This window comes from Calyptranema fuscum S582 (assembly GCF_055793305.1).
The window spans coordinates 75,904-89,084 of record NZ_JBSLYH010000024.1 but is presented as its reverse complement, the minus strand read 5'-3'; the positions used below and the strand labels follow the sequence as shown (position 1 = coordinate 89,084).

The window sequence follows — 13,181 nt, the reverse complement described above, 5'->3', positions numbered from 1 at the left end:
ACAGCACAGTTAAAGTACTTACACTCCAGGAATTACCTACAAAATAGAGCCTTGCTGCGTGGCAGCAAGGCTCCAAAAGCATTTAGACTTTAGCTAAACTGACTAAGTCGGACTCTAGCTAAACTGACAGATTAGTCAATTGCTTTCTTGACTTTGTCTTTGGCGTTTTCGACGTTGTGACGAACCTTAGACTCAGCCTGTTTAGCCTGACCTTCAGCCTGATCTTCAGGATCACCAGTCACGTTGCCAACGGCTTCTTGAACTTTACCTTCTACGTTTTTAGCAGTTGCCTTGGCACGATCTTCAATACTCATAAATTCCTCCTAAACTGTTACTTAAAGAGTGTAATCTGCTGCTGTGAACCGATTACTTTTTAACAATAGCAAGAGCAATTTTGGAATGAAATCTACTGTAAGACAGATCCTGTTGACTCACGCTATTGCTCGTAAACAAATAAGAAAAGGCATCTCTTATAGCCTGACAAATTAAGGATCATAGACTAATTAAGACCCTAATAAGGATAACTGAAATAACGTTTTTGGAAGGGTACGGACGGAACCACACTCTCTCCCCCAAAATATGGTTCCTAATGTTGTACGGATCCTTAATCTCTAGTTTTATTTGATAGAGCCTTGCTCTCTTACACAGAATCATGATTTTATTCAGTTCACGCTCAAAACAGAACCAAATGATGGGGTTTGCATGAACAAAACCCGGACGTTTATTGCATCAGCCCAGAGCATCAATTCCGGCAATATCATTTAATTTCTACAAGATTTTTTTGAAAAAACCTGCTAGTACTAACCCGTATTCGGCGATTAGAAGTTCCCTATCGAATCGGAACTGAGGTGCCAACTCAATCCAATTTATTCGTCTTAATAGTGGTATTTACGTAATCATCAGGTATTACATAGACTTGGTTCACGCAACAGAAAAGCATGAACATTTGAGGACTGCGATTCATCTTAAGAGGTAGAGAAGATGTTACCTCAGGGAGGAAGCATTCAGGTAGTTTTGTTGCTTACTATACTGAGGAGTCCAGTGTTATAAAGAACCTGCTTTATCTCATTAGAAATCTCATTGAGATAGATGATGAGACAAACAGCGATCCACTGGCACGGTTCTTTTTTCAATCCTGTTTTTGTAGCGTTCTCTATAAGATCATGTCTAACCCCAATAAAGACAAATTCCAACAAACCATTAATACTCGGAAAGCTACTCCCGACGAGATCGCGTACCGCAATGGCTATACCCGTGGGCGCAACTCAGATCGGAAATTGGCTTACACAACACCCATCGTTCGTAACACTGACAACACGGCTAATGGCGTTTTATTAGGGATTCTACTAGCGTCGCTGGTTGGCATTATTACCGCTGCATTCTTCATTCTGACAAAACAAGAGCAACCGGAAGTAGTAGACACACCACTACCCCAGAGCGTTCAACCTAACGTAGTGCAACCTCAGCCTGTGCAGCGAGAAACAACAGTGATAGAAAGGACAACCGATCGCGTTCAAGAAGTTGCTCCGGCTACACCTCCCGATGTTCGAATCACGGTGCCCGTTACACAACCGTCGGCAACGGCTAACCCCAGCCCATCACCCGTTGCCCCCAGTCAAACGACCCCTCCAGAGATTAACTCTCAGCCTTCAGTCCAAAATACTCAACCCCAAACGAATGTGACCCCCACCCCCAGCGGATCTAACCAAAACACAACCCAAAATACAACGGGTCAGGAATGAAGAACGAGTCCATAACGAAACGAGCGTTGGTAGCGAGAGGACGGGGTGTGAGATCATCATGCCCTATCCTCTCGCTTAGAATCGTGGATTTAATAAAACCGGACGTTTATGTTTGGCAGCGCGGCTCCGCCGTGCTGCCAAACATAAACGTCCGGTTTTTAATTAATTTTAGTTAGTTCAGAGAGAATAAGTTGGCTTGAAGCAATCGTGATCTTTATTCGTAAATTAATTCGTAAATCAAGTTGTAAATACTATTGTTAACCATGCAATTCACCCGTTTTATTGGTCTGATCGTAGTTGGTATTTTTATTGCTGTTAGTAGTGTATTTATTACGTTATATTTGCAAGGTGCTTTTCGATCTAAAGTACGGTATCGACTGCGGAACTTACCTCGCCCTGATGCAGATGGATTTGCGTGTTTTGCCGCCAGCCTTTCCGACTCATTTTTGACATCTGGAAAACCGATTGGGTTTTGGCTAGGTGCAGAGCAAATTTTCAGTGCCCGCTTAGACTTCATTCGCACGGCACAAGAGAGCATCTGGTTTGAAACATTTTGGATGACGCCAGGGAAAAGAACACAAGAGTTTGCCCAAGCGATCGCCGAGCGAGCAAAAGCAGGGGTGACAGTGCAACTATTGGTCGATCATCACGGCACTGACACAATGCCATCTGACTATTGGCAATGCCTAAGAGAGGTAGGCGTTGAAGTTCGGTTTTTTAACCCATTTAGCTGGCGATCGCCTCTCGATTATCTCAATCGCACCCACCGAAAATTATTGATTATTGATGGGAAAAAAGTATTGATTGGTGGGGCAGGGGTGTCAGATATGTGGGATGGCATGAAAGCAGTGGGCAATCAGACACCCTGGTTTGACTTTGAAGTAGCCTTTCAGGGTGCCGTGGTGACACGGCTAGAAGGTATCTTTTTACAGCATTGGTTAGATACCGGAGGAACCGTCGATTCAGAGGAGATGGTTACCGTTCCAGATAGCTCCGCAGATGACTCGACCGTGTTGGTTACAGCGGGAGAAGACCCTACTCACCGTGATTCTGATATCCGAGCTTTCTTTCTCAGCCTGATTTATGCGGCACGGCAGCGCATCTGGATTGCCAGCCCGTATCTATTACCCAACAGCGACTCTCGCCGAGCCTTATTATTGGCAAAACAGCGGGGGGTTGATGTTCGGATTGTAACCATGGGTGCTTGCAACGATAAGCCCTATGTCTATTACACATCTCGCGAACTATATGGCGATTTATTGACCACCGGCGTTCAGCTCTATGAGTATCAGCCCAGTATGCTACATGCAAAGTTGATTTTGCTTGATGACCAATGGGTAAGTCTGGGCAGTGCCAACTTTGACCCGCGCAGTTTCTTCCATAATGATGAACTCAATCTTTCTAGCAATGAGCCAGAACTATTGCAAAAAGTAGACTCTGTTTTTCAGCTTGCCTTTTCTCGAAGCCGATTGGTCAAGTTGCAAGAGTGGCAGCAGCGATCGCTGTGGCAACGGCTCGCTGGAAGAATTGGGTTACTATTTCGACAGCAATTCTAAATGTTTGAGAGAGCGACGGCGAAGCCGTCGCTCTCTCAAACATTTATTAGAACTGAGATTGGATTAAATTTTTGATAGTTAAGATTGCAATCGACAATCGGGAAACTTGCCCAGCTTATTTGCCTCAACGATGGTATTACGGCATTCCAGCAGACCCGTTCCAGTTTTACGCGAAAGCTCTTTGAGGTTGATCAACGGGTGACTCTCTTGAGGCGCTTTCAAGTAAAGTTCGTAGGCTACCTCCAATATTTTGGAGTCGAGCATTAGGGGCTTAACGGTAGCTTGCAACAACTCAAACATAATGATCCGTCCGCTTCAACGTAGTAAACAAAGGCTGTGAATAAAGGTGTAGGGGTGAAACCTTATGGGAGACAAAACCCAATTTGCCTTCTATATCCTTCAGTTAAATAAAGGTTTAATTGGATTGACTAGTACGCCAAATCAAACATCTTGGAGGGGGTTGAAGAACTGTGTTTCCTCTTAGAGGCATAGCCCCCAACCCCTATGTTGCGAAGTATGGTGTTTGCACCCTGGTTGGCTAAAACTAAGGATCGTGGATTAAATAAGATCGAATATTGAGTCGTTTGGAGGGGCGAACGGCCGTTCGCCCCTCCAACACATCACCGGAGTTATTTAATTCCCATTCCTAAGTTTTTAGACCGTGAGTTTGGCTTTAGACCAAACGCCCTGCTCATCTTCGTCATACTGTTGACGAATGGTTTCCCAGGCAGCTTGTTCAGCTTTCATTTCATCCTTCGTTTCAGTCAACACAGCGTTATACCGCTGAATGAAAGTTTGCTGAGCTTCTTCTGATAAATGGGTGCGCACTTCTGGCGACAAATCTTCAGGGTTCTGGCACTGCCCACCGCAGGGACGAGGCAGAGTCTGATCGCTGGTATGGCTTTCCTGACCACCAGCGCTTTCCATTAACAGTTTGATTTCACCCGTGCGATCGCTTGGGACTTCTACCATTACCAAAAATTCGCCTGCCTGCAAGCGCGTTTGATACACCGCTGCTTTGTCTTGAGGCATTCCCAAGGCTGCCAATACAGAGACTAAACCCGCGCCTGCACTGCCTGCGATCGCCCCACCTGTTGCACCCAATAGCACAGCTCCAATCGGTCCAGCTGCCACTACAGGTCCTACAAAGGGAATAAACAGCACACCAACGCCAGTCAGTAAGCTGAGAAACGATCCAAACAGGGAACCAAACACGGCACCCGTCCGTAGTCCGCCCAAAATCACATCTTTCTTGGTAATGAACCCTGCAATTCGGGTTTGCGACTCAAAGTTGCGTCCCATGACCGAGATATGTTCTCTAGAGACACCCCGATCAAGTAAGCGTCGAATGACTTGATCAATCTGTTCTTGCTGTTGAAATACTGCTGACACCGTGCGTTCTGCTTTGTAATCAGACATGTTTCATCCTCCTGCTGCGAAAACTACTGATATCAAATCCGGTCAATTGTGGGCGATTGTTAGGGATAAAGCTACGTCGTTTGAACATCATGTCGCTGCTATCGTTGCGATCGGATTACGACCATAGGTTTGCTATGGGTTAGGTACTACCCAAGTCCTCGTGCAACGACTGCGATCGCTATGGTTTGCTGCGTCCTCAAAATTGGAAGTTGGGGCGGTTCGCTAGGACGTGGGCTAGAGTTATACCAGTTGGAATTGAGAGCATGACAGATCTCTGTACGGGCTTGACAGTGCCAAGCCCCGCCTGAACTTCGATGTGCCCAAAAAACCGTTTGATTGGTAGTAGATCATGTGTGTGTACGCGGTAGCCTAAACCTGACAGAGCGATCGATCTGTAACGCTTGTTGAGGGAGCGTCGCTCCCTCAACAAGAGCTGGGGTTTATTCAATCCCCCAGTCTGAACCGCAGGTTTTCTACGCTCCCGCTACGGCTGCTCCTGCCAACTCGCCCAATCTGCCATTCGACTCAATGGCGTCGCCTTGTACAAACGAGCGCAACATCCAGGCAATTTCTTCGTGCTCTTCCATCAAGCCTGTCAAAAAGTCTGCGGTTCCCTGATCGTGAAACTGCTCGCTACAAGCGTCGATGTGGTCGCGTAAGTTACGTACAGCTTGTTCGTGGTCATCGCCCAACAACTGCACCATCTGAGTAGTCGTAGGCACATCTCCCGGATGCTCTTTAAGCGACGCGAGTTTCAAAAATCCTTCCATAGTGCCGAGGGGATAGCCACCCAATGCCCGCACCCGCTCTGCATACGCATCAATATTTTCAGTTAACTGTTGGTAATGCTTTTCAAACAGTTGATGCAACGTCAAAAACTGAGGTCCCACTACATCCCAGTGACATTTCTTAGTCTTGACCAGCAATACATAGGCATCCGCCAAATCTTGATTGAGCAGATCAATCACGCCCTGCCGCTGTTCATCCGTTAAACCAATATTGATCTTACGCATTTCTCATCACTCGTAACTCTATACCTATACAAAACTACAGAGTTACGTGATTTGAAACATCAATCGGGCGAAGGATTATCCCACAATAAAGCCTTTGGATAGACTTCTATCAAACGAAAGATAGAGACAATTATTGACCCTTCTTCAGGCGTAGTCACTGAGTATGACATCAAGGGTGAGGCGACCCATCTAAAATTCTACAGGCGTAGATTTCTATCTAAAAAATGTAAATTTTATTCGCATGAATGCTACGGATTGATATTTCTCAGCTAGGGTATGAGGTAAGGCATTTCGATTTTTTTTAGAAGATAAGCTCTACTTTAAATCTATCCAGAAAGTGATTAAAAGCGTTGATTGATTGCACAGTTTGGGCACACTAAATGAACGCTTTGGATAGGCTTTTAACCCACTGCATTAACCAATTGTTGAACTGTTATTGCACCCAAAAGCTCGCTTTTAGGTGCAATAACAGCTTCCAGAATCAGCAACACCTTTAATTGTGAGGTAGCGAGATGTATGGATAGGGTTGCAATATCGGAATTTCTCGATATAATGATGTTATGGATACGAAGGATGTTTTCAAAGTACTTGCCAATGACACTCGGTTGCAAATCCTTCACTGGCTGAAAGAACCGGATGTAGAGTTTCCCCCTCAAGACGTCGATGTGCATACCGTCGGTGTGTGCGTCGGGGATATTCAGAAAAAGGCAGGCTTGGCGCAATCCACCGTATCTCACTATCTCTCAATGCTAGAACATGCTGGACTAATCATTTCAACCCGTCGGGGACATTGGACGTATTATCGGCGCAATGAAAAGGCTTTTTTCGAACTGGCTAAGCTCTTGGTCAACGATTTATAAGCCGTCACCAGTCGATATTCTAAATATCGGTTTTTATCGATGCTTAACCCAGTGGTGATTGGCATGAACAGGATTTGAGAATGAGGTTTAGATATCAATATGAGGGTTATGCCACTAACGGGCTGTGACCAGTATCCAGGCTTAGCGATGCGAAGCCTTTATTAAAACTAAATAGGCATGGGATGAACGTATTTTTCGGGAATAGAGAGTATTTTTCAGGAATAACTGAATATTGACTGATGAAGTTACTGTCTTGAAGGTGCGATCGCATATTGAAAGTATTGAACTGATCTTGCTAACTAGACCAATTCCGTATATTTGAGAGGATTTAAAAATGCTAGTGAGTGGGCTCTTACTAATGCTGTTTGGAGTTGGAATTTTTTGGTTAACTACAAAAATTCGTGAAGAAGTATATGTAATTGGGCTCGGTCTGCTCGGATTGATCGCCGTTATCTGGGGGTTTGCGATCGCCCCAGGTCCAGCTCAACTTGCAATTGAAGGTCTTTTGCTGGTGTTCTATAAGATCTACACATCCAGACTAAAGCAGCGTTACGCCAAATCTAATTGCTAAATCTAAGCTGTAATCTTGCTTGAAAAGCGGAGGGTTTCTTACAGAAACCCTCCGCTTTTTGCTGGTTATGGATGAAGCGATCGCTTTCATAGTTTAAGTTCCTGGAAGTTGCTTACGGTTGCGATCATAGATTTCGTAAAGTCTTTTGCCAACTTCGAGCGGGATACCTGCGGGAGGACAGATGATCTTGACCCCTTCGACTCCGCCTGCAAACAGGATGCTAAAGATATCTTGCCAGCGTTGCCAGTTTTGAGGATTGTTGTGGGGCATTTTATCAAAGCCATTAAGCAAGACTTTAAAGATTTCTGCGTCCGGTTTATTGGGGTATTTGGCATGCAATTCCGTCAGGAGTTGGGCGAGCTGTTGTATGGCTTCAGTGTTAGCTTTTGGGGCATAGTTATGCTGAATACCAATTTGATCGCCTTCGATGTAGGTATCGACTTGCTCAAAGATTTGGACTTTTTGGGCGTTGGGGAAGGCGTTATCGTATTTTCCTGGCATGGGTAAAAGTCTCTGGGAGGGAGGAATTATTCTTGATCTTCTTCGAGTTGTTGCTGGAGAATGTTGGGAACGTTCCGGGAGCCTTGAAAAACGTGCATGATGTCGATGATGTCCTCTTGGATTTGATAGTAAATCAAGTAATTTTTGAAGCCTTTGACGGGGAATTGGCGGACTTGAGTGAGTCTGGGGTGGGTGAAGCCACTGAACCGACCAATGCCCGGTAGTTTTGCAATCTGCTGAAAGGTGGCTTCGACGGCGTACAGGAATCTGTCGCCTGCGTCGAGATTGTCTTGGCTAATGTAGGTGGCAATGTCGATCAAGTCTTGGATAACGACTGCACGTTTGATCAGTTTAGGCATCGGGATTGGCTTGACTGACGTTTTGGCGAACAGTGGCGCGGATGTGTTGCCAATCGGCTTGGGTCATGGGGGTGGCGGGGGAGTCGAGGGCTTCGAGCAATTTAGTTTCTAGCTGGGCTTTGTAGGTGAGGTCGGCTTGGACAAGAGCTTGGATGTAGTCGTTGATGGTGGGATATTCCCCAGCGGTGATTTGAGCTTCGAGGTAGGGAGCCAGGTTTTCGGGAATTTCAAAGTGGGTGGTGATTTGCATGGTGGGTGCCTCCGTTAGGTTGTTTTGAGTGTAGCGGATGGATTGTAGAGGTTAAGAAGGTAGGTCTTGGGATGGGGATGCGTGGTAGTTTTGGACGTGTTCAAAGATTTTGACTTCAATGGCGTTGGGAAATTGGTTGATTGTGGAGGGGTTACTGCTAGTTTGGCTGGCAGGGGTATCGCATTTCTGTGCTGCTAGATGGGCTTGATAGATTTCGTAGTTGTAGAACTTATAACGCTCTTGAATTCCCTTAATTGTAGGGAAATAGAAAGTATCTCTTGCTGTATTTTTTCTCAGCCAGAAATAGGAAATATGTTCTGGTTTTCCTAAGTCAGCTAGTGCCTCAAACAACTCACGTCGCACACTATCATCAATCTCTTTTTCAGCTATTTCTATAAGATCACAGATCTTAACGTTATTGTTTTGTCTCGATGATAGCGATTTTGCAGCTTCAAATCGAACCGAGCTATCGACATCTCTCAGCATTTCAAACAATCTTACTGTTGCTTCTTTAGTAGCAATAAAATCTAGAATGCGTGCAAAATAATAACGAATTTGAGAATCAAATTCTAGTAAGTCTAAATCTTCTAGTAGATCAATAAAGATTCGTATACTGGAATCACAAAAATCACTCGCTGCTAAATTGTTGAAAATTTGCAAAATTCTTGACAGACGATCTGCCAAATATTTATCTTTGCAATAATCTTCTAAACATAGATAATCCATTAAATATTCTTGAAAATCGGAAGTTGCATTGCTTAACGAATCGGCTACTAAGTATTCAGATAAATCCTCCACGATTTTCAAACTCTCTAAATGATTCTGTATGTGTTTCAATATTTCTTTGATGCTATAGCTATTAATAACTTGAGGATCAGCTAAACTATGTAACGCTAATGCAACTTCTTCAGTAATATCAAACTCTGATTGTTTGAGGGTTTCAATGAGCTTGTCAGATGCATCTGGAGAACTAGTAATTTTCAATAATTCAACTCTAGCAAAACTGTTTACTTGGTAAGAATTGACTTGATCAACTGCTTTACGTTGCAGATGTTTTTGTGCAGAACCAATTAGCCGTGCTCCTAACATCAAATCTACATCCAATGCTTGTTTCACTAGATTGAGTGCGATCGCCTCACCACTCATAAGTCCAAGCATCAATGCGATCGGTTCTGTCCACTTTAGGTAGTTGAGATACTGTTTCTGAAAATGGGTGTAATCTTCTCCATCTTCTTTTTCAAGCCATCCTGCATGTTGCCTCAGTCGAGTTAGTAAGTACTCAGCAGCGTAATATTCCTGAATCAATTGGTGGCGAAACTCGATTTGATCGGTGGTTCGATTTTGCAATAGATGATATTTGAGCAGGTCATCTAAAATATCTTGGACTGGAAATGGCTCGTTGCAAAAAATTTGGCTTAATTCTTGCTCGGCTTCATCTCGATGAAGCACTACTCGAAAGTCAACAGACGTTTTTCCCTGCATCATGGTAGAGGCTAAAGCTTGAAGGGCTTTTTTCCACAGACGGCGATCTGTTAGTGGTTTAACGTCTCCCTTCAAGGCTGCGACTTCGTGCTGCCGCACACTACTGTCTTCATAGGTGCGAGTAAAAACTTGAAATATGCCACCCAAATTATTGGGTAGTTGCTGTATGGGCGATTGCTTAAAGACTTCACATAGCATCCACAGCAACAGCGGCGTTTGCCCAAACTCCCGCAACCGATCCTTGAGTTGCCGCAGCATCGCCTCCGCCTGCTCTGGCACATAAGCGTGAATAAACGCTTGCATCTGCGCTTCGGTCAGCGGTTTCATTTCCAGCTTGCGCTCAATCCCCAAGTCTCCCCCCAAGCTCAAATCCCGCGTCGTGAAGATCATCGCCACATTGGGATGGTCACGCCGAAATGTAGAGAGTTGGGTACGCGCCTCCTCTGAGGGCAATTCATTCACCCCATCAAACAGAAGGAGCGATTGGTTCAACACGGATTCCAGTTGGTCGGAGGCAACCACAAGAGCATGGCGCTTCAATGCATTGACGATCAACTGGGCGATCGATCCTTGCCAATAGCGCAATTCCACCAAGATGGGGATGTGCAGCGATTGGGCTGAGACCTTGGAAGAGGCTGAGACCTCGGAGGTTTCAAAAACCTCCGAGGTCTGGGTTAAGATCTGAGAATGTGCCTCTTCTAATATCAGCCGCGCCAACGCCGTAGACTTGCCCGAACCCGATCGCCCCACCAGCAGCACAGGCTCCGGCTTTTCCCCCAGGGCATACTTCCGCAACCCGTCCAATACCGAAAATCGTTCAACTTTCTCGTACTGCTGCTGTTCTCGCTCTGGCTTTGGCACCGTTTGCACCATCAGCCCAAAGTCAAAAATCGGGGCTGATTCTTGGGTCTGGCGTTGCTTGCCTTCCGCATCGGTCAGCGTGTAATACTGCCACCACTTTTTATAGGTGGCAGTAAGCGATCGCAAATAGGGCTGAAAGTCGATGTTCAAATCCAATGGCTGAACCATCTCGCAACGAGTCTCTAGCTCAGTGAAAGCTCTCTCATCTGTTATAGCTTGAGATCAATGGCTGCCTAAAATTCAAACTCTGGATGCAGCTAAATTTGAGGTGCGATCGCCTCTTCACGATTTAACTCTGCGCAATGTAGCTCTTGGGGTATGGTTTGCGGCAATGATTCTCCGGGCAGGTCTTCTTGTCGAACCCGTTGTAAATTAACGGCACAGGCTTTGAGTTCCGGCTGGCGTGAATCGGGGCAGCTTGCAGGATGGGTCAGCGCATTGGCTTCTGCCTGATCTGCCCAGAGGCTACCCCAGTGCATTGGTACAAAGACGGTACCGGGGGCGATCGCCTTGGTAACTTTGGCAGGAAATCGGGCGAACCCTCGCCGCGATCGCACATCTACGCGATCGCCCTCTTGAATGCCCAGTTTCTCTGCATCGCGCGGATGAATTTCGATAAAGGGGTCGGGGTGCATCTGCCGAATTTTGGGAATGCGTCCAGTTCGGGTCTGGGTATGCCAGTGCCCGTAGAGCCGACCTGTGGTTAACACCAGTGGATACGCCGGATCGGGAGGTTCAGCTAAGCCTTTAGAATGGTATGCCCCAAATTTTGCCCGACCATCACCTGTAGGAAACCGAAGGTTGGTATACAGACGCGAGGAGGATGGGGAGTTTTTAGGTTGAAAGCTTAAGGTCTGAGTTGAAACGGCTTCAGTGTTTTCTAACTTTTCTAACGGAGAGTGTTCCTCCGGGCAGGGCCATTGCAAAGGACCGTCGGTGAGCAAGCGATCGTGGCTGATGCCGCTCATATCACAGGGGCGACCCCGCGTCAGTTGGACAAACTCCGCATGGACTTCAGCCGCTGTTGTAAAGCTAAATTGTGCCTCAAATCCCAACCGGCGTCCCACTTCAGCAAAAATCATCCAGTCTGCTTTGGCTTCTCCGGGCGGGTCACGAAACTGCGGGCACAGCGTTACCCGTCGCTCTGAGTTGGTCATCGTGCCGGGTGCTTCGCTCCATTGGGCAGCAGGCAACAGCAGATGGGCATAGGCAGATGTTTCGGTGGGATAGTATGCCTCTTGATAAATGGTGAAGGGCGATCGCCGCAATGCGTTTTTTACTCGCTCGACATCCGGCAGGCTGACAACGGGATTGGTCGCTGCAATCCACAACAACTGGACTTCGCCGGTTTCTAGTCCGGTGATCATCTCCCAAATTGAACGGCCTGGTTCTGGAGAAATTTGACCGGGTGCTAAGCCCCAAGCCTGCTCGACATCGGCACGATGCTGTGGATTTTTGATCGATCGATAGCCCGGAAGCAGATGAGACAAACCTCCCGCTTCTCGTCCGCCCATGGCATTGGGCTGTCCGGTCAGAGAAAAGGGACCTGTGCCCGGTTTGCCAATATTGCCAGTCATCAGATGCAGGTTGATCAGCGTCCGAACCTTGGCGGTGCCTTCAGACGATTGGTTCATGCCCATCGACCACAGCGATAACACTCGCTTTGACTCACCCCAATAGCGCGCCGCTTTTTCTAGATCATCTAAGCGAATGCCACATTGACGAGCCACTAACTCGGGCGGATAGTGGCGGATCACTTCTGCATAGGTGGAAAACCCTGCTGTACACTCTTCGATAAAGGGCACATCGAGCAACCCCCAGCGCATCAGCAAGTGGGCAATGCCATTGAGCAAATCAATATCGGTGCCGGGACGAATTGCCAGATGCAGATCGGCAGCTTGGGCAGTTTGGGTCTGGCGTGGATCGACTACAACCAGTTTGACGTGGGCATTTTGCTTGTGATATTTGCGCAGACGATTGAAAACAATCGGATGACATTCGGCAGTATTGGTGCCAATCAGAAAGGCGCAGTCGGTCAGCTCTAAATCGTCATAACAGCAGGGAGGTCCATCTGAACCCAGGCTTTGGATATAACCCGATACCGCAGACGACATACACAGTCGAGAATTGGCATCAAAGTGATTGGTGCCCAGACAGCCTTTCATCAGCTTCTGGGCAACGTAATAGTCTTCGGTATTGAATTGCCCGGAACCATACATACATAGGGCATCTACGCCCTGATTCTGTCGTACGGTTTGGATTTCGTGAACAATCCGATCCAATGCCTCGTCCCAGGTGATTTGTTCAAACGGACGATCTAACGACTCGCGCAGCATCGGATGCAATAACCGATCTTTATGCAATGACTCCGTCACAGTGGCACCTTTGACACACACCATTCCCTGGCTAGAGGGATGACTGCGATCGCCTCTGACTTGCCAGATGGGGTTGCCATTGCTATCCCGATGCACCGTCTTACCGGGTAGAGCAGGCGGTAAGACTTCTAAACCACACCCCACACCACAATAAGGGCATAGGGTTTTAATAGGAGCCGTCATAAATTATTT

Annotated in this window: 12 protein-coding genes; 3 read left to right on the top strand and 9 right to left on the bottom strand. The window is 46.6% G+C overall.

What is annotated here, in order from left to right:
* Nucleotides 1-131: 131 nt before the first annotated feature.
* Nucleotides 132-314, bottom strand: a complete 183-nt coding sequence (locus ACR6Z4_RS17160; protein ID WP_479718522.1) for a CsbD family protein — start codon at nucleotides 312-314, stop codon at nucleotides 132-134.
* An 849-nt stretch (nucleotides 315-1,163) separates the two neighbouring features.
* Here ACR6Z4_RS17160 and ACR6Z4_RS17155 point away from each other — a divergent pair.
* Nucleotides 1,164-1,742, top strand: a complete 579-nt coding sequence (locus ACR6Z4_RS17155; RefSeq protein ID WP_479718521.1) for a hypothetical protein — start codon at nucleotides 1,164-1,166, stop codon at nucleotides 1,740-1,742.
* 263 nt (nucleotides 1,743-2,005) lie between these two features.
* Entirely contained in the window at nucleotides 2,006-3,298 is a 1,293-nt protein-coding gene (locus ACR6Z4_RS17150; protein WP_479718520.1) for a phospholipase D-like domain-containing protein, read from the top strand.
* A gap of 78 nt (nucleotides 3,299-3,376) precedes the next feature.
* Here ACR6Z4_RS17150 and ACR6Z4_RS17145 read toward each other — a convergent pair whose 3' ends face one another.
* The 3 genes from ACR6Z4_RS17145 to ACR6Z4_RS17135 form a co-directional block, all read right to left on the bottom strand.
* Entirely contained in the window at nucleotides 3,377-3,598 is a 222-nt protein-coding gene (locus ACR6Z4_RS17145) for a hypothetical protein (protein ID WP_479718519.1), read from the bottom strand.
* 354 nt (nucleotides 3,599-3,952) lie between these two features.
* The gene (locus ACR6Z4_RS17140; protein WP_479718518.1) at nucleotides 3,953-4,717 is read right to left on the bottom strand and encodes a ChaB family protein; all 765 of its coding nucleotides are present in this window, start codon (nucleotides 4,715-4,717) and stop codon (nucleotides 3,953-3,955) included.
* A gap of 473 nt (nucleotides 4,718-5,190) precedes the next feature.
* On the bottom strand, nucleotides 5,191-5,730 hold the full coding sequence (locus ACR6Z4_RS17135; protein ID WP_479718517.1) for a Dps family protein: 540 nt from the start codon (nucleotides 5,728-5,730) through the stop codon (nucleotides 5,191-5,193).
* 560 nt (nucleotides 5,731-6,290) lie between these two features.
* Between ACR6Z4_RS17135 and ACR6Z4_RS17130 the strand changes: the two genes are divergently transcribed.
* On the top strand, nucleotides 6,291-6,590 hold the full coding sequence (locus ACR6Z4_RS17130; RefSeq protein WP_479718516.1) for an ArsR/SmtB family transcription factor: 300 nt from the start codon (nucleotides 6,291-6,293) through the stop codon (nucleotides 6,588-6,590).
* A 664-nt stretch (nucleotides 6,591-7,254) separates the two neighbouring features.
* On the opposite strand, the gene ACR6Z4_RS17125 is transcribed toward ACR6Z4_RS17130, so the two are convergent.
* From ACR6Z4_RS17125 to ACR6Z4_RS17105, 5 genes are all read right to left on the bottom strand, one after another.
* Nucleotides 7,255-7,662 (bottom strand): hypothetical protein, encoded by a 408-nt coding sequence (locus ACR6Z4_RS17125; protein WP_479718515.1) that lies wholly within the window; start codon nucleotides 7,660-7,662, stop codon nucleotides 7,255-7,257.
* Between the two features lie 26 nt (nucleotides 7,663-7,688).
* Nucleotides 7,689-8,021 carry a type II toxin-antitoxin system RelE/ParE family toxin gene (locus ACR6Z4_RS17120; RefSeq protein WP_479718514.1) on the bottom strand — a complete coding sequence of 111 codons (333 nt, stop codon included), beginning with the start codon at nucleotides 8,019-8,021 and terminating at the stop codon, nucleotides 7,689-7,691.
* The gene (locus tag ACR6Z4_RS17115) at nucleotides 8,014-8,271 is read right to left on the bottom strand and encodes a ribbon-helix-helix domain-containing protein (RefSeq protein ID WP_479718513.1); all 258 of its coding nucleotides are present in this window, start codon (nucleotides 8,269-8,271) and stop codon (nucleotides 8,014-8,016) included. Before ACR6Z4_RS17115 ends, ACR6Z4_RS17120 begins: the two co-directional genes overlap by 8 nt.
* A 51-nt stretch (nucleotides 8,272-8,322) precedes the next feature.
* Nucleotides 8,323-10,782 carry a HEAT repeat domain-containing protein gene (locus ACR6Z4_RS17110; RefSeq protein ID WP_479718512.1) on the bottom strand — a complete coding sequence of 820 codons (2,460 nt, stop codon included), beginning with the start codon at nucleotides 10,780-10,782 and terminating at the stop codon, nucleotides 8,323-8,325.
* 89 nt (nucleotides 10,783-10,871) lie between these two features.
* Nucleotides 10,872-13,172 carry a molybdopterin oxidoreductase family protein gene (locus ACR6Z4_RS17105; protein ID WP_479718511.1) on the bottom strand — a complete coding sequence of 767 codons (2,301 nt, stop codon included), beginning with the start codon at nucleotides 13,170-13,172 and terminating at the stop codon, nucleotides 10,872-10,874.
* Between the last annotated feature and the right edge of the window lie 9 nt (nucleotides 13,173-13,181).